The sequence below is a fragment of the Bacillus sp. 5RYD7K genome, assembly GCF_059831465.1.
Window position 1 is genome coordinate 1,428,039 of sequence record NZ_CP191200.1, and the last position, 21,996, is coordinate 1,450,034.

Annotated in this window: 22 protein-coding genes and 1 pseudogene; 22 read left to right on the forward strand and 1 reads right to left on the reverse strand. The window is 48.4% G+C overall.

What is annotated here, in order from left to right:
• Window positions 1-6: 6 nt before the first annotated feature.
• From lgt to ACQE26_RS07040, 3 genes are read left to right on the forward strand one after another with little or no spacing between them, the layout of a single operon-like run.
• Entirely contained in the window at window positions 7-822 is an 816-nt protein-coding gene (gene lgt / locus ACQE26_RS07030; RefSeq protein WP_500471102.1) for a prolipoprotein diacylglyceryl transferase, read from the forward strand.
• A gap of 25 nt (window positions 823-847) precedes the next feature.
• Window positions 848-1,498 carry a pyrophosphatase PpaX gene (gene ppaX, locus ACQE26_RS07035; RefSeq protein WP_500471103.1) on the forward strand — a complete coding sequence of 217 codons (651 nt, stop codon included), beginning with the start codon at window positions 848-850 and terminating at the stop codon, window positions 1,496-1,498.
• Between the two features lie 3 nt (window positions 1,499-1,501).
• The gene (locus ACQE26_RS07040) at window positions 1,502-2,020 is read left to right on the forward strand and encodes an acyltransferase (protein ID WP_045925876.1); all 519 of its coding nucleotides are present in this window, start codon (window positions 1,502-1,504) and stop codon (window positions 2,018-2,020) included.
• 16 nt (window positions 2,021-2,036) lie between these two features.
• Here the strand turns inward: ACQE26_RS07040 and ACQE26_RS07045 are convergent, their stop codons facing one another.
• Window positions 2,037-2,762 (reverse strand): C39 family peptidase, encoded by a 726-nt coding sequence (locus tag ACQE26_RS07045; RefSeq protein WP_500471105.1) that lies wholly within the window; start codon window positions 2,760-2,762, stop codon window positions 2,037-2,039.
• A 240-nt stretch (window positions 2,763-3,002) separates the two neighbouring features.
• Between ACQE26_RS07045 and ACQE26_RS07050 the strand changes: the two genes are divergently transcribed.
• The 19 genes and pseudogenes from ACQE26_RS07050 to whiA all read left to right on the forward strand — a co-directional run bounded on the left by ACQE26_RS07050 (window position 3,003) and on the right by whiA (window position 21,977).
• On the forward strand, window positions 3,003-4,175 hold the full coding sequence (locus tag ACQE26_RS07050; RefSeq protein ID WP_500471106.1) for an ATP phosphoribosyltransferase regulatory subunit: 1,173 nt from the start codon (window positions 3,003-3,005) through the stop codon (window positions 4,173-4,175).
• Entirely contained in the window at window positions 4,168-4,809 is a 642-nt protein-coding gene (gene hisG / locus ACQE26_RS07055) for an ATP phosphoribosyltransferase (protein WP_045925879.1), read from the forward strand. Before ACQE26_RS07050 ends, hisG begins: the two co-directional genes overlap by 8 nt.
• On the forward strand, window positions 4,806-6,089 hold the full coding sequence (hisD, locus tag ACQE26_RS07060; protein ID WP_500471107.1) for a histidinol dehydrogenase: 1,284 nt from the start codon (window positions 4,806-4,808) through the stop codon (window positions 6,087-6,089). The genes hisG and hisD overlap by 4 nt, the downstream gene beginning before the upstream one ends.
• Window positions 6,086-6,670 carry an imidazoleglycerol-phosphate dehydratase HisB gene (hisB, locus tag ACQE26_RS07065; protein WP_500471108.1) on the forward strand — a complete coding sequence of 195 codons (585 nt, stop codon included), beginning with the start codon at window positions 6,086-6,088 and terminating at the stop codon, window positions 6,668-6,670. The genes hisD and hisB overlap by 4 nt, the downstream gene beginning before the upstream one ends.
• Window positions 6,671-7,309: an imidazole glycerol phosphate synthase subunit HisH gene (gene hisH / locus ACQE26_RS07070; RefSeq protein ID WP_500471109.1), complete on the forward strand. Its 639-nt coding sequence runs from the start codon at window positions 6,671-6,673 to the stop codon at window positions 7,307-7,309.
• On the forward strand, window positions 7,306-8,043 hold the full coding sequence (gene hisA, locus ACQE26_RS07075; RefSeq protein ID WP_500471110.1) for a 1-(5-phosphoribosyl)-5-[(5-phosphoribosylamino)methylideneamino]imidazole-4-carboxamide isomerase: 738 nt from the start codon (window positions 7,306-7,308) through the stop codon (window positions 8,041-8,043). The genes hisH and hisA overlap by 4 nt, the downstream gene beginning before the upstream one ends.
• Window positions 8,040-8,798 carry an imidazole glycerol phosphate synthase subunit HisF gene (gene hisF, locus ACQE26_RS07080; protein WP_328220958.1) on the forward strand — a complete coding sequence of 253 codons (759 nt, stop codon included), beginning with the start codon at window positions 8,040-8,042 and terminating at the stop codon, window positions 8,796-8,798. The genes hisA and hisF overlap by 4 nt, the downstream gene beginning before the upstream one ends.
• Window positions 8,795-9,415 carry a bifunctional phosphoribosyl-AMP cyclohydrolase/phosphoribosyl-ATP diphosphatase HisIE gene (gene hisIE, locus ACQE26_RS07085; RefSeq protein WP_012118542.1) on the forward strand — a complete coding sequence of 207 codons (621 nt, stop codon included), beginning with the start codon at window positions 8,795-8,797 and terminating at the stop codon, window positions 9,413-9,415. The genes hisF and hisIE overlap by 4 nt, the downstream gene beginning before the upstream one ends.
• Window positions 9,416-9,627: 212 nt before the next feature.
• On the forward strand, window positions 9,628-11,397 hold the full coding sequence (locus ACQE26_RS07090; protein WP_500471111.1) for an ABC transporter ATP-binding protein: 1,770 nt from the start codon (window positions 9,628-9,630) through the stop codon (window positions 11,395-11,397).
• Window positions 11,398-11,485: 88 nt separating this feature from the next.
• A pseudogene (locus ACQE26_RS07095) lies at window positions 11,486-12,091 on the forward strand (YdeJ family lipoprotein).
• Between the two features lie 37 nt (window positions 12,092-12,128).
• On the forward strand, window positions 12,129-12,806 hold the full coding sequence (locus ACQE26_RS07100) for a response regulator transcription factor (RefSeq protein WP_016937821.1): 678 nt from the start codon (window positions 12,129-12,131) through the stop codon (window positions 12,804-12,806).
• Window positions 12,803-13,864, forward strand: a complete 1,062-nt coding sequence (locus ACQE26_RS07105) for a sensor histidine kinase (RefSeq protein WP_500471112.1) — start codon at window positions 12,803-12,805, stop codon at window positions 13,862-13,864. The genes ACQE26_RS07100 and ACQE26_RS07105 overlap by 4 nt, the downstream gene beginning before the upstream one ends.
• 115 nt (window positions 13,865-13,979) lie before the next feature.
• Window positions 13,980-15,434: a tetratricopeptide repeat protein gene (locus ACQE26_RS07110; protein ID WP_500471113.1), complete on the forward strand. Its 1,455-nt coding sequence runs from the start codon at window positions 13,980-13,982 to the stop codon at window positions 15,432-15,434.
• Window positions 15,435-15,831: 397 nt separating this feature from the next.
• Window positions 15,832-17,238, forward strand: a complete 1,407-nt coding sequence (gene cwlO / locus ACQE26_RS07115) for a peptidoglycan DL-endopeptidase CwlO (RefSeq protein ID WP_049627469.1) — start codon at window positions 15,832-15,834, stop codon at window positions 17,236-17,238.
• 206 nt (window positions 17,239-17,444) lie between these two features.
• On the forward strand, window positions 17,445-18,395 hold the full coding sequence (gene trxB, locus ACQE26_RS07120; RefSeq protein WP_500471114.1) for a thioredoxin-disulfide reductase: 951 nt from the start codon (window positions 17,445-17,447) through the stop codon (window positions 18,393-18,395).
• A 274-nt stretch (window positions 18,396-18,669) separates the two neighbouring features.
• Window positions 18,670-19,137: an 8-oxo-dGTP diphosphatase gene (locus ACQE26_RS07125; protein ID WP_013353727.1), complete on the forward strand. Its 468-nt coding sequence runs from the start codon at window positions 18,670-18,672 to the stop codon at window positions 19,135-19,137.
• A gap of 25 nt (window positions 19,138-19,162) precedes the next feature.
• A complete protein-coding gene (gene rapZ / locus ACQE26_RS07130; protein WP_013353726.1) occupies window positions 19,163-20,050 on the forward strand; it encodes an RNase adapter RapZ in 888 nt (295 codons plus the stop codon).
• Complete coding sequence (gene mgfK, locus ACQE26_RS07135) at window positions 20,047-21,000, forward strand: gluconeogenesis morphogenetic factor MgfK (protein WP_013353725.1); 954 nt, start codon at window positions 20,047-20,049, stop codon at window positions 20,998-21,000. Before rapZ ends, mgfK begins: the two co-directional genes overlap by 4 nt.
• A 26-nt stretch (window positions 21,001-21,026) precedes the next feature.
• On the forward strand, window positions 21,027-21,977 hold the full coding sequence (gene whiA, locus ACQE26_RS07140) for a DNA-binding protein WhiA (protein WP_007407421.1): 951 nt from the start codon (window positions 21,027-21,029) through the stop codon (window positions 21,975-21,977).
• The last annotated feature ends 19 nt before the right edge of the window (window positions 21,978-21,996 follow it).

Below are 21,996 nucleotides of genomic sequence, written 5' to 3' on the forward strand. Positions count from 1 at the left end.
AATAATATGAACGAAGCAGGAACACCGATCAATCCGATTGCCTTGCAGCTCGGACCTTTATCCGTGCACTGGTACGGGATCATTATCGGCGCGGGTGCGTTATTAGGGCTTTGGATGGCCATGAGGGAGAGTGAAAAGCGGGGGCTGAAAAAGGACATTTTTATTGATCTTGTTCTTTTCGCCATCCCGATCGCAATCATTTGCGCACGGGCATACTATGTGCTTTTCGAGTGGAGCTATTACTCGGAACACCCCGGGGAAATCATTAAAACCTGGAAAGGCGGCATCGCGATTCACGGCGGATTAATCGGCGCGATCGCAACGGGCGTTGTTTTTTCAAAAGTAAGAGGGATCTCATTCTGGAAGCTGGCGGATATTGCCGCGCCGAGTATTCTGCTCGGTCAGGCCATCGGGCGCTGGGGAAACTTTATCAACCAGGAGGCTCACGGCGAAGCGGTCAGCCGTTCATTTTTGGAAAGTCTTCACCTTCCGGATTTCATCATTAATCAGATGTACATAGACGGACATTATTATCACCCGACGTTTCTATATGAATCGCTGTGGAGCTTTGCGGGTGTCGTGATTCTGCTTCTGCTCCGCCGCGTGAATCTGCGCAGGGGCAATCTGTTTTTGACGTATATCATCTGGTATTCGATCGGCAGATACTTTATTGAAGGAATGCGCACGGACAGCCTGATGCTCACGAGCCAGCTTCGAATCGCGCAGGTCATTTCCATTGTGCTGATTGTTCTTGCGATTATTTTAATGGTTTTCAGACGAGTTAAAGGGTATGCCGATAAGCGGTATGCGGATACGGACTGACGTCTGAAATCGGAAAGGACATAAGATGACTGATAAACGTTTAACCGCCATTTTATTCGATCTCGATGGCACGCTGATTGACACGAATGAACTGATTATCGCTTCTTATCTTCATACGCTTGATCATTATTGCCCGGGGCAGTATAAACGGGAAGATGTGCTTCCGTTTATCGGCCCGCCTCTGTACGAAACGTTTTCAGGCATTGATGCCGAAAAGTGCGATGACATGATCAGCATGTACAGGGCATTCAATCATGAGAAGCACGATGAGCTCGTCACGGAGTACGAAACGGTTTATGAAACGCTCGATGAATTGAAAAAAGCGGGCTATCAGCTCGGTATTGTCACCACAAAGCTGAGGGATACAGTCAATATGGGATTGAAGCTGACAGGCATCGGGCGGTTTTTCGATACTGTCGTCACGCTTGATGATGTAAAGCATCCGAAGCCTGATCCCGAACCTGTGCGGCTTGCGCTCAGCCGGCTTGGGTGCGATGCGTCGGAGGCCATGATGGTCGGTGACAATTATCACGATGTCATGGCGGGCAAAAACGCCGGCACGAAAACAGCCGGCGTGGCGTGGACGATTAAAGGCGCACAGGCGCTTTCCGCGTATGAACCCGATTATATGCTTGAGAAAATGAGTGATTTATTGCACATCACCGGAGTGAAGTGATCCGTGAGAAAAACAGACCGCCATCCGGTTGCAGGTGCAAATTCATTGTGGCATGTATATCAGACGGTTCCCTTTCTGAAGGTGATGAAAAACTTCATCATCATCCAGATCGCAAGGTATACGCCGTTTCTAAGCGTGAAGAACTGGCTGTACCGAACCTTTTTGAAAATGAATGTCGGAAAACAAACCTCTTTCGCGCTGATGGTGATGCCGGATATTATGTTTCCTGAAAAAATCACTGTCGGAGAAAACAGCATCATCGGCTACAATACGACGATTTTGGCTCATGAATATTTAATACATGAGTACCGGACCGGTGATGTCACAATCGGTGACGAGGTAATGATCGGGGCAAACACAACGATTCTGCCCGGCGTCACCATCGGGAGCGGAGCCGTTGTATCAGCCGGCACGCTGGTGCATAAAGATGTCCCGGCCGGGGCGTTTGTCGGAGGAAATCCGATGAAGCTGATCTATACGCACGAAGAAATGAAAAAACGAATGGAAAACCCCGCTGATTAACGTCAGCGGGGTTTTTTTATGACTTGATTACAATGGCCTGGCTGCCCATCTGCTTCCAGGCTTTTTCGAATTCAGTCCGGTCCGTTTTTCTGTTTTTATAGCCGTAAGGGTCATTGACGTATACATAATCGTGATCATAACCGGTGACGGCTACGCTGTGCATGCTGTACGTGATGTCGACCTTTCCGTTCGGCGTATTCCAAGTCTGCATATGACCAACCGGTTTAAAGGAAGTGGTGATAATCACCCAGACCGGCCGTCCCTTTTCAAGCTGGCGGTACACAGCAGAAATGTCTTTTCCCGTCAGGTCGTATACTTTGTTTCCCGCATACTCTTTGGCCAGTTTAACAATCGGCTCATGATAAACGCCTAAACCCGGGCCGTTTTCCATGTCTCCGGCAAATCCTTCATTCGGATCTCCTTTCAGCCCGCTGCTGTATGTGAGCGGAACTTTATTGATTCGATCCGCCAATGTATTTTTTGATACATGATATCCGGCATTGTTCAAAATCATAGCAAGGCTTGTCACCTCACAGCCATTGTACAGTCTGGGTGAATCCATCTGTCTGTACAGAACGACATTCAGCGGTGACGCGCTCCCTTTTAACGGTGTTTTCTCATCAGGCTCGTCGGACTGCTGATTGAAAAGATTCAAATGAATATCGTTTGTATAGATGTTATATCCCAGATAGACAAGGACGGCTGTCAGAATCAGCACACATAATGTTCCAAGCGTCTTCATTATCAATTCTTCTCCCTTGTTTCTGTTGAAGCTATTCTATGTATTATAGCACTTCTGCTCAATATGATTAGATGGTTCTGTTATGTTTACAGATTTGTTCATGATTTAGTCATCAATATGGGAAAGAATAGGCGGACATTGGGCATTGCAATCCATTCTTTTATCTGCTAACATATTATCATATTAGCGAACTAAAGGATTCGGAATTTTCCTTCAGACAAAGCGGAGGTGCAAAAGGGAATGTTTATGTTTGAGAAACCGCATGGCATGAGAGATACGCTTCCCGGTTTATACGAAGCAAAGAAGAAAGTCCGTTCCACACTGACGGATTTAATTGATAAATGGGGTTATCAGTTTATGGAGACTCCGACCCTAGAATTCTATGAAACAGTGGGTGTCCAGTCAGCTATTGAAGAACAGCAGCTGTTTAAGCTTCTCGATCAGGACGGAAAAACGCTTGTGCTTCGGCCTGACATGACCGGACCGATTGCCCGGGTGGCGGCGTCTAAGCTGCACAAAAATAATCATCCGCTCAGAGCGGGATATGCGGCAAGCGTCTACCGCGCTCAAGAACGGGAAGGCGGACGTCCGGCTGAATTCGAACAGGTCGGCGCGGAGCTGATCGGCGACGGATCAACAAGCGCGGACGCTGAGGTGATTGCACTCGCGGCCGGCGCTTTGAAAAACGCGGGATTGCACCGATTTAAAATCGCGATCGGCCATGCAGGACTCGCAGATGAGCTGTTTGTCGAGGTGCTGGGCAATGCCGAGCGGGCGGATGTTCTGCGGCGCTTTCTCTTTGAAAAGAATTATGTGGGGTACAGAGAACATGTCAAATCGCTTCCGCTTTCTTCAATAGACAAAAGCCGGCTGCTCGGACTTTTGGAATTGCGGGGCGGAAAAGAGATCTGCGCCAAAGCGGAGGAGATCATCGGCATCTCCGGGCAAAGCGTGATTCAGGAGCTGGAAGACCTATGGGACATTCTTGAAGATTACGGGTGTGCCGAGCATATCCGCCTTGATCTGAACATGGTCAGCCATATGAGTTATTACACGGGAATTTTATTCGAAGTGTATACGGCAAATGTCGGGTTTGTCATCGGAAGCGGCGGCCGCTATAACAATCTTCTCGGCCATTTCGGCAGCCCTGCTCCCGCCACGGGCTTCGGACTCCGTATCGACAGGCTGATTGAAGCGCTCGGCATCCAGGAAGAAACAAGCGAGGCGGACGCCGTTATTTTCAGCAAGGAGCAGCGGGCGCAGGCCATTTTATTCGCGGAGGAAGAAAGAGCAAGAGGCAGAAAGGTCGTCCTGCAGGATTTGGCAGGCATTGAAAATATCGATCATATGACAAAATCATTCACAAACGTCACATACTTTATCGGTGCCAGAAAGGAAGAGCAAAATGGGTAAGGTACTCACAATGGCAATGCCAAAAGGGCGGATATTCGAAGAAGCGGCCGGATTGCTGCGGCAGGCCGGATACAGGCTGCCCGAGGAGTTTGAGGAATCAAGAAAGCTGATCATCGACGTTCCTGAAGAAAATCTCCGCTTTATTTTAGCGAAGCCGATGGACGTCACGACTTATGTCGAACATGGCGTCGCTGATGCCGGTATTGCCGGAAAGGATGTCATGCTTGAAGAAGAGCGTGACGTGTATGAGGTGCTCGATCTGAATATCAGCAAATGTCATCTCGCCGTTGCGGGGCTTCCGGGAGCGGATTGGAACGGTGTCGCCCCGAGGATTGCGACGAAATATCCGAATGTTGCGTCAAGTTATTTCAGAGAGCAGGGCGAGCAGGTGGAAATCATTAAGCTGAACGGCTCCATTGAGCTGGCGCCTTTAATCGGGCTTGCTGACAGAATCGTGGATATCGTATCAACAGGGCGGACATTAAAGGAAAACGGACTGGTTGAATCAGAACACATTTGTGACATCACATCGCGTTTTATCGTCAATCCGGTCAGCTACCGCATGAAGGATGACGTCATCGACGAAATGGCTGCCAGGCTGGCAAGGGTTGTGGAAGGAGAAACGGCAAAATGAAAATAACCGTAATAAAAAAAAGCGAGCGTTTTTCACTGAAGCGTTCCATTGACAGCGGAACCGAAGAGCAGCGGAAAACCGTTAGGGCGATTATTGAAGACGTCAGAAAAAACGGCGACAAAGCCGTTTTGGCCTATACAAAAACATTTGACGGCATCAGTCTGGACCGGTTGGCGGTGAGCGCAGAAGAAATCGCAGAGGCGTACCGTCTGCTTGATGATCAGCTGCTAGAAGTGATCAAGCAGGCAATTGCCAATATTAAAGAATATCACGAGCGCCAGCTGCAATCCTCTTGGTTTTACCATCGTAAAGACGGCACAATGCTCGGGCAGAAAATAACGGCGCTTGATTCCGCGGGCGTATATGTGCCGGGCGGGACGGCCGCTTATCCGTCGTCCGTTTTGATGAATGTCATCCCCGCTCTCGCTGCGGGAGTGGGGCGGATCGTTCTCGTCAGTCCGCCGGGAAAAGACGGCCGCCTTTCGCCGGGCGTTCTGGCGGCGGCGTCTGAGCTCGGCATAAAGGAAATTTACAAAGCGGGAGGCGCGCAGGCGATTGCCGCGCTCGCTTACGGTACCGAAACGATACAGCCTGTTGATAAGATTACAGGTCCCGGCAATATTTTTGTGGCGCTGGCGAAGCGCGAAGTCTTCGGTGATGTGGATATTGACATGATAGCCGGGCCAAGCGAAATCGCAGTCCTGGCAGACGATACGGCGGCGCCCGAAGAAGTTGCCGCTGACCTGCTTTCACAGGCCGAACACGATATGCTCAGCTCAAGCGTGCTTGTCACCGACTCACGGAAGCTTGCAGAAGCAGTATCAGATGAAGTGGATAAACAGCTTCAGACGCTGCCGCGTAAAGAAATCGCCGAAGCGTCGATCAGGGATCACGGCCATATTTACATCGCGGAAACGATGGAGGATGCGGTGGACACAGTGAACGCGCTGGCGCCTGAGCATTTAGAAATCATGACGCATTCGCCGGAGGCTTTGCTTGGAAGCATCAGGCACGCGGGAGCGATTTTCTTAGGGCGATACAGCGCTGAACCGGTCGGCGATTATTTTGCGGGACCGAATCACGTTCTGCCGACAAACGGGACGGCGCGGTTTTCAAGCCCGCTGAATGTCACGGATTTTCAAAAGAAATCGAGCATCATCTCATACAGCCGGAAGGCATTTGAAACCCACGCGGACAGCATTGCCGCCTTTGCGAGACTGGAAGGGCTTGAAGCGCACGCGAGATCGATTGAAGCGAGAAACGGAGGAAATGACCGATGAGAAAAGCGGAACGCGCCAGAAAAACAAATGAGACGGATATTAAGCTGGCTTTCGAAATAGACGGAGAAGGAAAAGCCGATATCAGCACGGATGTGCCGTTTATGACTCATATGCTTGATTTGTTTACAAAGCACGGACAATTCGATTTAACCGTTGACGCAAAAGGCGATACGGAGATAGATGATCACCACACGACTGAAGATATCGGCATCTGCTTAGGGCAGGCTTTTTTGGAGGCGCTCGGTGATAAAAAAGGAATCAAACGGTACGGATCAGCGCTTGTGCCGATGGACGAAGCGCTCGCCCAAGTCGCCGTAGACCTGAGCAACCGGCCGCACCTTGAGATGCGCGGTGCATTTCCGCAAGCGAAAGTCGGAACGTTTGATACCGAGCTGGTACATGAATTCTTATGGAAACTGGCGCTCGAAGCGAGAATGAATCTGCACGTCATCGTTCATTACGGCACGAATACGCATCATATGATAGAAGCCGTGTTTAAGGCGCTTGGCAGAGCGCTGGACGAAGCGTCATCCATTGACCCGCGCGTCAAAGGTGTGCCGTCTACGAAAGGGATGCTGTAAATGATCGGTGTAATTGATTACGGAATGGGCAATTTATTCAGCGTGTCGAAGGCGCTGGAACGCGTCGGCGTCCCGTATGTCGTTTCAGACCGGCCGGAAGAGCTCGAAAAAGCGGATGCTTTTATTCTCCCCGGTGTCGGATCATTCAGTGACGCCATGGACAATTTACGCAGCACGAAGCTTGATCAATTCATTGGCCGCATGGTTGATGAGGGGAAGCTGCTTTTCGGCATCTGCCTCGGCATGCAGCTCATTTTCGAAGAAAGCAGTGAAAACGGCTCTGCAAAAGGACTTGGTTTATTAGCCGGAAAAGCAGTGAGACTCAAAGACAGGGATGCCGAAGGAAATAAGCTGAAGGTGCCGCATATGGGCTGGAACCGGCTGACGGTTCACCAAACATCTCCTTTGCTTTCGGAAGCGGGAGAAGGCTTTGTTTACTTTGTCCATTCCTATTATATAGACGGGATGGAAGAGGGCGATCTGCTGGCAAGCGCTGAGTACGGCGTTCGTGTTCCTGCGGTCGTCGGGAAACGCAATGTCTTCGGAGCGCAGTTTCACCCGGAAAAAAGCGGCGAGGCCGGAATGGCGATCTTAACGCAATTTACAAAAATGGCAGCGGAACAGAAGGTGAAGAAATGAATGCTTTTACATTATATCCGGCAATCGATATGAGAAACGGCAAATGCGTCCGCCTCATTCAAGGTGATTACGGCAAGGAAACGATCTACGGAGACTCACCTTTAGACATGGCGGCGCAATTTGCACAAGAAGGTGCCGAATGGATTCATCTCGTGGATCTTGACGGTGCGAAAGAGGGCAGGAAAGTAAACGACAGGCATGTTCTGGACATCGTCCGGCAGCTTGATGTCAAGGTTGAGATCGGCGGGGGGATTCGTTCTGAAGCTGATGTATACGGCTACTTATCACAAGGCGCTGATCGCGTCATTCTCGGCAGCTCGGCCGTTTCCGATCCGGCATTTGTGAAAAGCATGCTGAAACAATACGGCGGAAAAATTGCCATCGGTCTCGATGCGAGAAACGGGTATGTCTCGACGGAAGGGTGGCTGGAAACTTCTTCGGTAAGAGCGTCCGATCTGGGTCGTGAATTGGCGGAGGAAGGGGCGGAAACCTTCATTTTCACGGATATTGCGACTGACGGCATGCTGTCAGGCCCGAACATCGAAAGCACCGTTCAGCTCGCAAAAGCAACGGGGAAAAACGTCATCGCCTCAGGCGGTGTCAGCTCAGTCGCCGACCTCAAAGCGCTGGCCCGCTGCAAAGACACCGGTGTATCGGGAGCGATTATCGGAAAAGCGCTGTATACAAAACAATTTTCATTGGCTGAAGCGCTCAGCGGGGTGAAGGACGCATGATCACGAAACGAATCATTCCGTGTCTCGATGTGAAAGAAGGACGCGTCGTCAAAGGCATTCAATTTCTCGGGCTGAAAGATGCGGGCGATCCTGTCGAACTGGCCGAAGCCTATGACAGGGAGGGCGCTGACGAGCTTGTTTTTCTCGACATTTCCGCCTCTCATGAAGGCCGGAAGACGATGACTGACGTCGTGGAGCAGGTTGCGGCAAAACTGGCGATTCCGTTTACGGTCGGCGGCGGAATCAATCAATTAAGCGATATGAAACGAATGCTTCGCGCAGGCGCTGATAAAGTATCCGTTAATACAGCGGCCGTCCTCCGTCCCGAGCTGATTACGGAAGGAGCGGATTTTTTCGGCTCGCAATGCATCGTAGCGGCGATCGATGCAAAGTATGACGAAGATTCGGATTGCTATAAAGTGTACACACACGGCGGCAGAAAGAAAACCGAGTGGGAAGTCACGGCTTGGGCAAAAGAAGCCGTCAAACGGGGAGCGGGTGAAATCTTGCTGACAAGCATGGACGCTGACGGTGAGAAAACAGGCTTTAACCATACGCTTACAAAACTTGTCTCACGTGCCGTCCCGGTGCCCGTCATTGCGTCAGGGGGAGCCGGCAGCGCGCGCCATATGCTTGAAGCCTTCACGATCGGTGAAGCGGACGCCGCGCTTGCAGCTTCCATTTTCCATTACAAAGAGACATCTATAAAAGAAGTGAAAGATTATATGAAGAAACACGGGGTGAATGTGAGATGAAACGGGCAGATGAACTGCGGTTTGACGAGGCCGGACTGATTCCCGCCATCGTGCAGGATGCGGCAAGCAAAGAAGTACTGACACTGGCTTATATGAATCGTGAATCCTACGAAAAAACGATAGAAACGAAAGAAACCTGGTTTTACAGCCGTTCACGCGGGGAGCTGTGGCATAAAGGAGCGACGTCGGGGAATACCCAAAAGGTGAAAGCCATCCGCTATGATTGCGATCAAGATGCCCTTGTCGTGCTTGCGGAGCCATCAGGACCCGCATGCCATAAGGGAAGCTACAGCTGCTTTTCTCCGGAAAAAGCGGACGCGCAGGATCGTTTCGGCATCTTAAATGAACTGGAAAGCGTAATCGCCAAACGGCAGGCGGAGATGCCTGAGGGAGCCTACACAACGTATCTGTTTCGGGAAGGCGTCGATAAAATTCTCAAAAAAGTCGGTGAAGAAGCCGCAGAGGTGATCATCGCCGCGAAAAACCGCGACCATGAAGAATTAAAATGGGAAGCGGCAGATTTGCTGTATCATTTGCTCGTTCTTCTGCGTGAACAGTCGCTTCCTTTGGACGACGTGCTTGACGTTCTTGCGAAACGCCATTCAGCATCTGAGTAAAACACACCTCACGGAGAGCTCCGTGAGGTTTTTAAATATGCCCGAACTTAAACATTCAATAAAATATTCCTTATTTCGCAACCGGAGGCAGATGAATTTGATAATATTGACTAATAGAGTTTATTTTGGTTTTTATCAAAAATGTACGTTTTGTTCATATTCCGTTCATGCACATCCGTTATAGTATAAACAGTGATATAGGAGGAAAACATATGCCGAATAAACAACCAAAACCTAAAGGGAAATTCAGCTCATTCTTTTCATTAGTCAAAAAAACAAAACCATCCTACGGAATGCTGGCCTTCGCGCTGTCTCTCAGTATTGTGACAACGCTCGTCAGCCTGCTGATTCCGCTGTTGACAAAGCAGCTCGTCGACGGCTTTTCCATGTCGTCGCTGTCAGGCGTGCAAATCGGAATCATCGCAGCCGTGTTTATCGTACAGGCTGCATTAAGCGCCTACGCCACCTATGCCCTGAACTACAGCGGCCAGAAAATCATCTCGGGGCTGCGTGATTTGTTGTGGCAGAAGTTAATTAAACTGCCTGTCTCTTATTTTGACAAAAACGCCACGGGAGAAACGATCAGCCGTGTTACCAATGACACAATGGTGGTAAAAGAGCTGATCACAAACAATATCAGCGGATTTATTACCGGAATCATTTCCGTTATCGGGTCACTGACGATCTTATTTTTCATGAACTGGAAGCTCACATTGCTCGTGCTGATCGTCGTGCCGCTGGCTGCGGTGATTTTAGTGCCGATCGGCCGGAAAATGTTTAAAATTTCTCGGGAAACACAGGATGAGACGGCGAGATTCACCGGATTATTAAACCACATCCTCCCGGAAATCAGACTTGTGAAAGCCTCAAACGCCGAAGAAGCGGAATACGGCCGCGGAAAAGCAGGCATCATGGCGCTCTTTAAACTCGGGCTGCGTGAAGCGAAGGTGCAGTCGCTCGTAGGCCCGCTTATTACACTTGTATTAATGGCGGCGCTGGTCGCTGTCATCGGGTACGGCGGAATGCAGGTGTCATCCGGTGAACTGACAGCCGGCGCGCTCGTTGCCTTTATTCTGTATTTGTTCCAGATCATTATGCCGATGGGCCAAATCACTTCATTTTTTACACAGCTTCAAAAATCCGTCGGCGCAACGGAACGGATGATTCACATTCTTGCAGAAAAAGAAGAAGATATCCAAACCGGAAAGATCATTGAAAACGCAGATCAGCCGATTAAGCTTGAACAAGTCTCATTCGGCTACAAAACAGATCAAACCATCTTAAAAGACATTACGGCAACAATTGAGGCCGGCAAAGTCACCGCGATTGTCGGACCGAGCGGCGGCGGGAAAACAACGTTATTTAAGCTGCTGGAACGATTCTACAATCCGACGGCCGGCAGCATCCTGCTCGGAAACGAACCGATTGATGCGTATTCCCTTGAATCATGGCGGGAGCATATCGGCTACGTGTCGCAAGAAAGCCCGTTAATGTCAGGAACCATCCGCGATAATATCTGCTATGGATTAAAACGCGAGGTGACTGACGATGAATTAAGACGAGCAGCCGACATGGCCTACGCCCTGCAATTTATTGAAGACTTACCGAAGAAATTTGAAACCGAGGTCGGTGAACGGGGGATTATGCTTTCAGGCGGACAGCGCCAGCGCATTGCCATTGCCAGAGCACTTCTCCGCAATCCGAGTATTCTGATGCTTGATGAAGCGACATCCAGTCTGGACAGCCAATCTGAAAAATGGGTGCAGCAGGCGCTCGAAGTCTTAATGGAAGGGCGCACCACGATTGTGATTGCCCACCGTTTATCCACGGTTGTGGATGCAGATCAGCTTCTCTTTGTCGAACAGGGGGAAATCACCGGACGGGGCACACACCATGAATTAATGGCATCCCATTCGCTGTACCGCGATTTTGCGGAACAGCAGCTGAAGCTGAATGCCGATTTAGAAAACAAAGCTGTGTAAAGGAAGACTTTGGGAATAGAAAGCAGCTGAAAAAGCTGCTTTTTATTTTGCAGCCGGAGTCCTATTCATTGGAATCGGGGGTTAAATCATGAAAAAACGCACAACGATTTTTTATTGTCACGCTGCCGTGCTGCTCGTAATCATGACTGCCGGGTGTACGGGCGGTAACGACAAAGAGCCGGGCCGTTCTTCAAGTCCGGCGGCCGGGGAAGCAGCATAAACAAGGCTGAAACAGCATCAGCGGCAGAAAAAAACGAAGCCGTAAACAAAGATTCACATCACATCTCTGCGGACAAAGCGAACCAGACAGCATCGCGGCAGATTATTCTCCTCTGCAAATTGAATATGCCCGCGTCTGGCTGCAGCTTGGGGAAAATCAGCAGATAGATGAATTGAACGTTCGCCGCATTCCGGCCGGAGCACTCGTCAATCCTGACGATCATACGAGCGCCCGCTATCCGAAAGATGTTACTCAGTTAGCCGGTTCCCGTTTAGTTGATGGGTCGGTCACTTACAGCAGCAACGGCGACGGCACCATTCAGGTATACAATGTTCCTTTGCGCTGGGAGTCTTCGAAAAATGCGTAATGAAAGAAGTGACGGAGGAGATGATCCGCCATACAAAAAAAGTGTATGTCGATACAGGAGACAATGAAAAGATCAGACGGCTTATAAAAATCATGTCGATTCATTAAAAGATGATGAGTGAAAAAATCAGAAGGAGGGATTTTTATGGCTGTCATATTGGTTGCGGATGATGACCGTCATATCCGTGAGCTTGTCCGCCTTATGATGGAGCAGAGCGGCTTTGACGTCGCAGAAGCTGAAGACGGAGAAGCGGCGGTGCGGCTGATAGAATCAACACCTGTTGATCTTGTCATACTGGATGTGATGATGCCGAAAATGGACGGGTTTGAAGTCAGTGAAGCCGTCCGCAGCTTTACGGACATTCCGATTTTGATGCTGACGGCAAAAGGCGAAACACTGGACAAAGTGCAAGGTTTTACTTCCGGAGCGGACGATTATCTCGTCAAACCGTTTGAGCCGCTTGAGCTTGAAGCGAGGGTCAAAGCATTGCTGAAACGGTACCGGATCACCGCTGAAAAACTGCTGACCGTCGGAACGGTCACATTAGATAAGCAATCCCGCACCGTAACGCGCGGCGGCGGGGCGGGAATGACACTGCCCCGGCGCGAATTTGAGCTTTTATTCAAGCTCGCCAGTTACCCGAATAAGACGTTTTCCAGAGAACATTTAATAGAAGATATTTGGGGCTTTGATTATGAAGGTGATGAGCGGACGGTTGACGTGCATATTAAAAGGCTGAGAGAACGGTTTCCGGAAAAAGACTATCCCTTTGCCATTCATACGGTGCGGGGGCTCGGCTATCGGTTTGTGGTGACAGGATGAAACGGATCTTCAGAACGGCTGGAAAAATCATCATCCTTCTCACTGTCACCGCATTCTTATGGCTGGCGGCCCACCTGATCGTTCAGGGATTCGGTCTCATATGGCCGATTTTGCTTGTGCCCTACGTCCAGCAGATTCTCACGCTTTGGCTTGTTTTCGGCCTGCTGTTTGTCACGATGTTTATTTTTTCAAAGTCAGCACGTGAAAGACATCATGCGATCTGGGATTCGCTGACCGCCACGATCAAGCAAATGTCGAGCGGCAACTTCACCGCGGCCGCCTCCAGAAAAATGGAGAAGATTGAACGGGACCACCCCGTGACGAAATTGGCTGATGAACTGTCGACACTTGCCGCGGAACTAAGCGAAATGGAAAAACTGAAACAAGAATTTATTTCGAACGTTTCCCATGAAATCCAAACCCCGCTTACTTCATTAAAGGGGTACGCGCACCTCCTGAAAAAACCTGATTTATCATATGAGGAGCGGGGGCGCTACTTACACATCATCGAGACAGAAACAGAACGATTATCAAAAATCAGTGAAAATCTGCTGAAGCTCACTGCACTCGAACGCCAAACCGAACCGATTCAAAAAAAACCGTTCCGCATTGACAAACAGCTGCGGCGCACCATATTGACCTGTGAGCCTGAGTGGTCCGCCAAACAGATTGAATTTCTCATTGATTTACAGGAGTCGTATGTGTACGGAGATGAGGCGCTGCTCAGCCAAGTATGGATGAATCTGATTCACAATGCCGTGAAGTTTACCGGTGAGGGAGGCCGTATATCCGTTAAAATTGTTGATTTGCCGGAGGCGGCGGCTGTCGAAATCGCCGACGACGGAATCGGAATGGAGCCTGAGCAGGCGGAGCGCGTATTTGAACGGTTTTATAAAGCGGACAAGGCGAGAAACGCAGGGGGCAGCGGCCTCGGCCTGTCCATCGCCAAAAAAATCGCCGAGCTGCACGGCGGTTCGATAGAGGTAGAAAGCAAGCGGGGCGAAGGAACCCTTTTCCGCGTCACCCTTCCTGCCGATCCGCATGAAAAAAACAGCTAAAATCTGGTCGAACCAGCCAGTAAAAAACGAAGCTGATTCTGTCTTTTGAACTATTGAGGCGAAACCGTTTTATGGTATACTACTGACGGTAATACGTATAAAACGGAGGATATTTGTGGGAAAACACACTTCTGAACATAAAAAGCACGCACAAATTGTCCAGCTGCTTCAGGATGGACAATATTTTTTTCATAAAGGCTTAAAAGCATATAAAGAGCGGAATTTAAAACGGGCCAGCAAACTGATTCAGAGGGCCGTTCACCTCGAGCCGAATGATTCCGAAATGCTGTCCCGGCTGGCCGTCATTTATTCTGAAATGGGCCACTACCAGCAGTCAAATGAGCTGTTCGACTTTATTATGGTGAACCTGAAAGAAGAAATGCCCGAGTGTCATTACTTTAAAGCGAACAATTTCGCGCATTTGGGGCTCTTTCAGGAAGCATACAAAGAAGCCGCGGCTTATTCAGATGCCGAACCGGACGGAGAATTCAGCGAAGAGATAGAAAATCTGATGGAGCTTTTGGATTTCGGTGAAGCGGGTGAAAACGAATCGCTCTATGACCAGGATGAATTGCTGATCAGGCAGGACCGGGCAAAAACGCTTCTTGAGAGCGGCCAGCTTCATGAAGCGGTTGTCATGCTTGAAGAGATTACAGCCGATTATCCCGAGCTTTGGTCCGCATACAACAACCTTGCGCTCGCTTACTTTTACTCAGGCAATGTCACAAAAGCGAAACAGACGGTATTCGAAGTGCTTGAGAAAAATGAAGGCAATCTCCATGCCTTGTGCAACTACCTGGTATTCTGCTATTACGAGAGAGAAGATGAAAAAGTCGGGGAATTGAGCGAAAGGCTCTCCAATGTGTATCCGATTTTATTCGAACAGCGCTACAAGCTGGGGGCGACGCTGGCGCTTGTCGGCAGACATGATCTCGGCTATAAATGGCTCCGGTCACTCTACAAAAGCGGGTTTGAAGGCGACGACACGTTTTATTACTGGCTGGCCGCCTCAGCCTACGGGACAGGCCGCACAGCATTTGCCGAAACCATTTGGAGAAAGGCCGAAACCGAATTTCCCGAATCAGACCGGTCCGCGCCTTGGGCGGAACGGCAGGAACCGCTGCCTGCTGCACTTGAACAGCGGCTCGCCGCCTATTATATCAGCAGCGCTGAAGGAGAGCGGAACCAGCTTGAAAAAGTTCTGACGGCAAAACGCGCTGCTTCACCGTTTGAACAAGACTTTGTCAGACTGCTGCTTTCCGGTGAAGAAGGCGCTTCAGGCGTTTCTCATGATGCCTTGTTCACGTATCGGACGGTCAAACTGCTGGAGAAAGCGGAAGCCGGCAGTTTAAAGACTGACGTCATGAGCTGCTGGGTTTTTCACGTCATTCAGCACATCCGCGCCGCCGCTGCCGTACAGAATGAGCGGGCATGGGCCGCAGCCATCGCATACGTATGGAAAGAAGCGAACGGCGAAAAAACGACGAAAAAAGATACGGCCGCCGTTTACGGTGTATCTCCGGCAACACTGTCAAAATACATCAGACAAATAGATGATATATTGGAATAAAACCGATTCTTTCTATATAAAGAGTCGGTTCTTTTTTTATCAGAAAGGGGCAAAACAGAACTTTACTGCCGAAAAAAGAGATTTTTATACGTCTTTTTTTTGCTTTTTGAACCGAAATCAGGCCGCCAGCACCGTTTATTTTGCAAAATATGAGATTTGCAATCACATTGAAATATAACTGTAATAAAAATTGTCGAAACATGATGGTATAATGATTCTCGTACATAAGAGATTAGTTTATTTTACATGTGCTGTATAATCTATACCAATTTAAAAGATTAAAAGATTCATACATAAAAATCATCAGCCTCACGGGTTTGTGAGGAAGCGTAACTTTGATGTTCATAATAGAATTCCAAATGAGAACAGGTTTAAAGTAAAAGGGAGGAAAGAAAAAGTGAAAAAGAGTTTATTAACACTTGGTTTGGCTTCCGTCATCGGGACAAGCAGTTTTTTGATCCCATTTACAAAAACTGCATCGGCGGAAACATTAGACAGCAAAAAAGCAAAAATCGAAAGCAAGCAATCTGAGGTGGCTTCAAGCCTTGATGCAAAAGAAAAGGAATTGTCTAAACTTCAGGACAAGCAGGCTAAGATTGAAAAAGAACTGAAAGACATTAACGCAAAAGCGTTGGATACAAGTAATAAAATTGAAGATAAAAAAGCTGAAAACGAAAAAACGAAAAAGCGGATCGCTGATTTAAAAAAAGAAATCAAAGAAACAGAAGCGCGTATTGAAAAACGCAATGAAATCCTGAAAAAACGCGTTCGTTCTTTACAGGAAAACGGCGGTTCTCAAGGATACATAGATGTTCTTTTAGGGGCGACAAGCTTCGGGGACTTCATTTCACGTGCGACTGCGGTATCTTCTATCGTTGATGCGGATAAAGACCTGATCAAACAGCAGGAGCAGGATAAAGCGAAACTCGAAGATGCGGAAGCTGAGCTTAACGTGAAGCTGAAAAAAGTCCAGGATGACCTTGCGAAGCTAGAGTCTATGCAAAAAGACCTGAACAAACAGCTTGATCAGAAAGACAAGCTTTTCGACGAAGCGAAAAACGGTCAGAAAAAAGCGGCTGCCGCTATCTCTGATCTGAAAAAAGAAGCGTCACAGCTTGCAAACGCAAAAGCGGACACTGAAAAAGAACAGAAGCGCATTAAAGCTGAGCAGGCTGCAGCGGCTGCCCTGATCAAAAAGCAGGAAGAAGCGCAAAAAGCCTCTGAAGACCAAAACCAAACAGATGACAGCCAGCCGGCAGCGGTTAAAACTGTGAAAAAAGCGGCTGTTTCAACATCATCTGATTCATCTGACAGCTCAAGCAAATCGGGCACTTCAGGCGGCTCATCTCATAACAGCGGCGGTTCAGATGATTCTGACGGCGGATCTGTTATCTCAAATTCAGGCGGTATTGAAGGTGCGATCAGCGTAGGATCAAGCCTTGTGGGTCAATCTCCGTACAAATTCGGCGGCGGACGCACACAGTCTGATATTAATAACCGTATCTTTGACTGCTCTTCATTTGTACGCTGGGCTTATGCTAACGCAGGCGTTAACCTCGGACCTGTAAGCGGCACAAGCACAGATACGCTAATCGGAAGAGGTAAAGCTGTCAGCGCGTCTGATATGAAACGCGGAGACTTAGTATTCTTCGATACGTATAAAACAAACGGCCACGTCGGCATCTACTTGGGTAACGGAACGTTCCTGAACGATAATACATCTCACGGTGTATCCATCGATTCTATGAGCAACCCTTACTGGAAAAAAGTATTCAACGGCAATGTAAGACGTGTCGTGCAATAATGAATAAGACAAGGGCCTTCCATCCCGGAAGGCTCTTTCTTTATTTGTATACCCGCTCAGGAGATGCCTAATCACGTTTTCTCAGAAAAATGAGCAAAAAAATAGCGAATTGCCCTCAGATTTAATAGGATATGGGTAAGGAATACGATTGATGGGGATTCTTATTCATATAGGGTGCGCCCCATTTCGAAAAGGAGTGAATCATGGTGTCAGAAGAAAAAATTTATGATGTGATCATTATCGGCGCGGGTCCGGCGGGGATGACCGCTGCCGTTTACACATCACGAGCGAACTTATCCACATTAATGATCGAAAGAGGAATTCCGGGCGGCCAGATGGCTAACACAGAGGATGTTGAAAACTATCCGGGTTTTGAAAGCATTCTCGGCCCTGAACTTTCTAATAAAATGTTTGGACATGCGAAAAAATTCGGTGCGGAATATGCGTACGGCGATATTAAAGAAATCGTCGACGGCAAAGAATATAAAACGGTCAAAGCCGGTTCAAAAGAATATAAAGCACGCGCTATCGTCATTTCTGCCGGAGCGGAATACAAAAAGATCGGCGTTCCCGGGGAAAAAGAACTTGGCGGCCGCGGCGTATCGTACTGTGCGGTATGTGACGGCGCATTCTTCAAAAATAAAGAGCTTGTCGTAGTCGGCGGCGGAGACTCGGCTGTGGAAGAAGGCGTCTATCTGACACGCTTCGCTTCAAAAGTCACCATCGTTCACAGACGTGATAAATTGCGTGCGCAAAGCATTCTTCAGGCGCGTGCCTTTGACAATGACAAAATTGATTTTGAATGGAATAAAACCGTAAAAGAAATCCACGAGGAAAACGGAAAAGTCGGCAGACTGACACTTGTGGATACTGTGACGGGAGAAGAGGAAGAATTCAAAGCTGACGGCGTCTTTATTTATATCGGCATGCTTCCGCTTTCTAAACCGTTCGAAAACTTGGGCATCACAAATGAAGAAGGCTACATTGAAACAAATGATCAAATGGAAACGAAAGTTCCCGGCATTTTCGCTGCGGGAGACATCCGTGAAAAATCACTCCGCCAGATCGTTACGGCGACAGGTGACGGAAGTATTGCGGCCCAAAGCGTTCAGCATTATGTGGAAGAGCTTCAGGAAACGCTCAAAACCGTTAAATAATCGCTGTAATGTTCAGTTTTTGAATCGTTACTGGCTTTTAATTCCGCTGTAACACGGGTGAAATACTGATGTTTTAAGATGAATGTAGTAATTGACCCCCTTTTTATATGAATACACCTTGGCACGGATTCCAGTATCCGTGCCCTTTTTTTGTAAATTTTTGTTTTCTGTCAAATAAAAGAAAAGGATGTCGGTGTCTCTGCATTGTGAGAGACATGCCGAAACGGTATAATGAAGAGACGATGATTTGTTGAGAAGGTTAGGTGACGTACTTGTGCAAAGAGTGACAAATTGTGTGTTGCAGACAGATGATCAGGTTCTCCTTCTCCAAAAGCCGAGACGGGGCTGGTGGGTCGCACCCGGCGGGAAGATGGAGAGCGGTGAATCAGTCAGAGATTCCGTCATCAGAGAGTACAGAGAAGAGACGGGAATTTATATATTAAATCCGCAGTTAAAAGGCGTGTTTACCTTTATTATTAAGGAACAGGAACAAATCGTGTCAGAGTGGATGATGTTTACTTTTGTCGCCGATTCCTACACGGGGCGGAATGTCGCTGAATCTGAGGAAGGCATTTTGAAGTGGCATGACGTAAAAGATATCCACAGCCTTCCGATGGCGCCCGGAGACGGACATATCCTTGATTTTATGATCAAGGGCCAAGGGCTTTTGCACGGCACCTTTACGTATACGCCGGACTTCGAGCTGCTCAGCTATCGTTTAGATCCGCAGCTTATCAAATAAAAGAAAGACCTCAGGGGGGAGAAAGATGAGTGTGAATGAAAATCATGATATTCAGCTCGTCATCATAACGGGAATGTCTGGAGCGGGGAAAACCGTCGCCATTCAAAGCTTTGAGGATCTCGGCTATTTTTGCGTCGACAATCTGCCGCCTTCCTTGCTGCCGAAATTTTTGGAACTGATGAAAGAATCAAGTTCAAAAATGAGCAAGGTCGCACTTGTCATGGATCTGCGGGGACGTGAATTTTTTGACAGGCTGATTGAGGCGCTGGATGAAATGGCGGAAAATCCGTGGATTACACCGCGCATTCTCTTTTTAGATGCGAAGGATTCCATCCTTGTGACGAGATACAAAGAAACGAGACGTTCTCATCCGCTGGCCGCTACCGGGCTTCCTCTCGAAGGAATCGCACTGGAGCGCCAGCTGCTTGAAGAATTGAAAGGGCGCTCTCAGCTGATCTATGACACGTCGGATATGAAACCGCGTGATCTGCGTGAAAAAATCGTGGCGCATTTCGCCACGAACCAAGGTGAGACCTTTACAGTGAACGTGATGTCATTCGGTTTCAAATACGGCCTTCCGATAGATGCCGATCTCGTGTTTGATGTAAGGTTTCTGCCGAATCCGTTCTACATTGAAAGCATGAGGCCGCTTACGGGGAAAGATGAGGAAGTCTCATCTTATGTGATGAAGTGGAATGAAACACAAAAGTTTATCGAAAAGCTTGTTGATCTGCTCGGCTTTATGCTTCCGTCTTATAAGCGGGAAGGAAAAAGCCAGCTTGTCATCGCGATCGGCTGTACGGGCGGCCAGCACCGCTCTGTTACACTCGCTGAGTATCTGGCTGATTACTTTAAAAAGGATTTCTATACTCATGTTACTCACCGGGACATTGAAAAGAGAAGCCGGAAATGAATAAGAAGCCGAAAATCGCAATCTTCGGAGGCGGAACGGGTTTGTCCGTGCTGCTTCGCGGATTAAAGCATAAGCCCGTTGATATTACGGCGATTGTGACCGTTGCCGATGACGGCGGAAGTTCAGGCCGTCTGCGGGATGAACTTCAAATTCCGCCGCCGGGTGACATCCGTAACGTACTGGCTGCTTTGTCAGATGTTGAGCCGCTCGTTGAAAACCTGTTTCAGCACCGTTTCAACAAAGGAAGCGACTTAACCGGACATTCGCTCGGCAATTTAATTTTGGCAGCGATGACAAATATAACCGGTGATTTCTTTCACGCTGTCACCGAAATGAGCAAAGTGCTGAATGTCCGCGGCAGAGTATTGCCGGCTGCCAACACCAGCGTCGTTCTTCATGCCGAAATGGAGGACGGGCAGGTCGTCTCCGGAGAATCGACCATTCCTTCTTACGGCCAGCGCATTAAACGGGTGTTTCTGACGCCTGAAAAAATTGATCCGCTGCCGGAGACGATTGACGTGATCCGCCAGGCCGACTTAATCATTATCGGCCCGGGAAGCCTGTATACAAGCATTCTCCCGAACCTGCTCGTGCCGAAAATCGGAGAGGAAGTCGTCAAGGCTGCGGCCAAAAAAGTATATATCTGCAATGTCATGACGCAGCCCGGTGAAACGCTTCAATACAGCGCAGCCGACCATGTCAAGGCGCTGAACGATCATATGGAGCAGCCGTTTATCGATACGATTTTAATCAATAATGAAGATATCCCTGACGAAATCAAAAGCAAATATGCGAAAGAGCTGGCCCGGCCCGTTGAATTTAACGTTGAAAAGCTGAAAGCCATGGGGCTTGAAGTGATCAGAGACCAGATTATCACGTATAAAAATGGCGTAATCCGTCACGATACACATAAAGTGGCTTCTCTTCTCGTCGATTTATTAAGGGACTAGAGGTCTTTTGAAATGAGGTGGCTAATATGTCATTTGCATCGGAAACCAAAAAAGAACTGACGAATCTGGAAGTGAAGGACTGCTGCGCCAAGGCGGAGCTGTCCGCGCTGATTCGGATGAACGGTTCATTGTCATTTTCAAACCGCCATCTCGTGCTTGACGTTCAAACCGAAAATGCGGCGATTGCGCGCCGCATTTATACATTGCTGAAGAAACAATATGATGTATCGGTCGAACTGTTAGTCAGAAAAAAAATGCGGCTGAAAAAAAACAATGTTTATATTGTACGCTTTTCTGAAAATGCAAAGCTGATTTTAGAGGAATTGAAAATCCTCGGAGAGAACTTTGTATTTGAACGGAATATTTCTGAGGAACTGGTGGCGAAACGGTGCTGCAAACGTTCTTATATGAGAGGGGCGTTTTTGGCGGGGGGATCTGTGAATAATCCTGAAACATCGTCATACCACTTGGAAATCTTCTCGCTTTATAAGGAACATAACGATTCATTATGCGCGCTGCTGAATGAGTTCCATCTGAACAGCAAAACGCTTGAACGGAAAAAAGGCTATATTACGTATTTAAAAGAGGCGGAAAAAATCACTGAATTTCTGAATGTCATCGGCGCCCACAATTCACTGCTGCGCTTTGAAGATGTGCGGATTGTCAGAGATATGAGAAATTCGGTGAACCGCCTCGTTAATTGTGAAACAGCAAACTTAAATAAAACCATCGGGGCTTCGCTCAGACAAGTGGAAAATATTAAATACATTGATGAACGGATCGGTCTTGAAGCGCTGCCGGAAAAGCTTCGCGAAATTGCGCAGCTGCGGATTGATTATCAGGAAGTCACGCTGAAAGAACTTGGGGAAATGGTTGCAAGCGGGAAAATCAGCAAATCCGGCATCAATCACAGGCTGAGAAAGCTCGATGAAATTGCAGAACAGCTGCGTACAGGACAAAGCATCACTTTGAAATAACCGTAACGAAAAGGGGAGA

Excerpts from the sequence above, each read along its gene's own strand:
- lgt (WP_500471102.1), top strand. The coding sequence starts at position 7 with ATGAACGAAGCAGGAACACCGATCAATCCGATTGCCTTGCAGCTCGGA.
- ppaX (WP_500471103.1), top strand. The coding sequence starts at position 848 with ATGACTGATAAACGTTTAACCGCCATTTTATTCGATCTCGATGGCACG.
- ACQE26_RS07045 (WP_500471105.1), bottom strand. The coding sequence starts at position 2,762 with ATGAAGACGCTTGGAACATTATGTGTGCTGATTCTGACAGCCGTCCTT.
- ACQE26_RS07050 (WP_500471106.1), top strand. The coding sequence starts at position 3,003 with ATGTTTATGTTTGAGAAACCGCATGGCATGAGAGATACGCTTCCCGGT.
- hisG (WP_045925879.1), top strand. The coding sequence starts at position 4,168 with ATGGGTAAGGTACTCACAATGGCAATGCCAAAAGGGCGGATATTCGAA.
- hisD (WP_500471107.1), top strand. The coding sequence starts at position 4,806 with ATGAAAATAACCGTAATAAAAAAAAGCGAGCGTTTTTCACTGAAGCGT.
- hisB (WP_500471108.1), top strand. The coding sequence starts at position 6,086 with ATGAGAAAAGCGGAACGCGCCAGAAAAACAAATGAGACGGATATTAAG.
- hisH (WP_500471109.1), top strand. The coding sequence starts at position 6,671 with ATGATCGGTGTAATTGATTACGGAATGGGCAATTTATTCAGCGTGTCG.
- hisA (WP_500471110.1), top strand. The coding sequence starts at position 7,306 with ATGAATGCTTTTACATTATATCCGGCAATCGATATGAGAAACGGCAAA.
- hisF (WP_328220958.1), top strand. The coding sequence starts at position 8,040 with ATGATCACGAAACGAATCATTCCGTGTCTCGATGTGAAAGAAGGACGC.
- hisIE (WP_012118542.1), top strand. The coding sequence starts at position 8,795 with ATGAAACGGGCAGATGAACTGCGGTTTGACGAGGCCGGACTGATTCCC.
- ACQE26_RS07090 (WP_500471111.1), top strand. The coding sequence starts at position 9,628 with ATGCCGAATAAACAACCAAAACCTAAAGGGAAATTCAGCTCATTCTTT.
- ACQE26_RS07100 (WP_016937821.1), top strand. The coding sequence starts at position 12,129 with ATGGCTGTCATATTGGTTGCGGATGATGACCGTCATATCCGTGAGCTT.
- ACQE26_RS07105 (WP_500471112.1), top strand. The coding sequence starts at position 12,803 with ATGAAACGGATCTTCAGAACGGCTGGAAAAATCATCATCCTTCTCACT.
- rapZ (WP_013353726.1), top strand. The coding sequence starts at position 19,163 with ATGAGTGTGAATGAAAATCATGATATTCAGCTCGTCATCATAACGGGA.
- mgfK (WP_013353725.1), top strand. The coding sequence starts at position 20,047 with ATGAATAAGAAGCCGAAAATCGCAATCTTCGGAGGCGGAACGGGTTTG.
- whiA (WP_007407421.1), top strand. The coding sequence starts at position 21,027 with ATGTCATTTGCATCGGAAACCAAAAAAGAACTGACGAATCTGGAAGTG.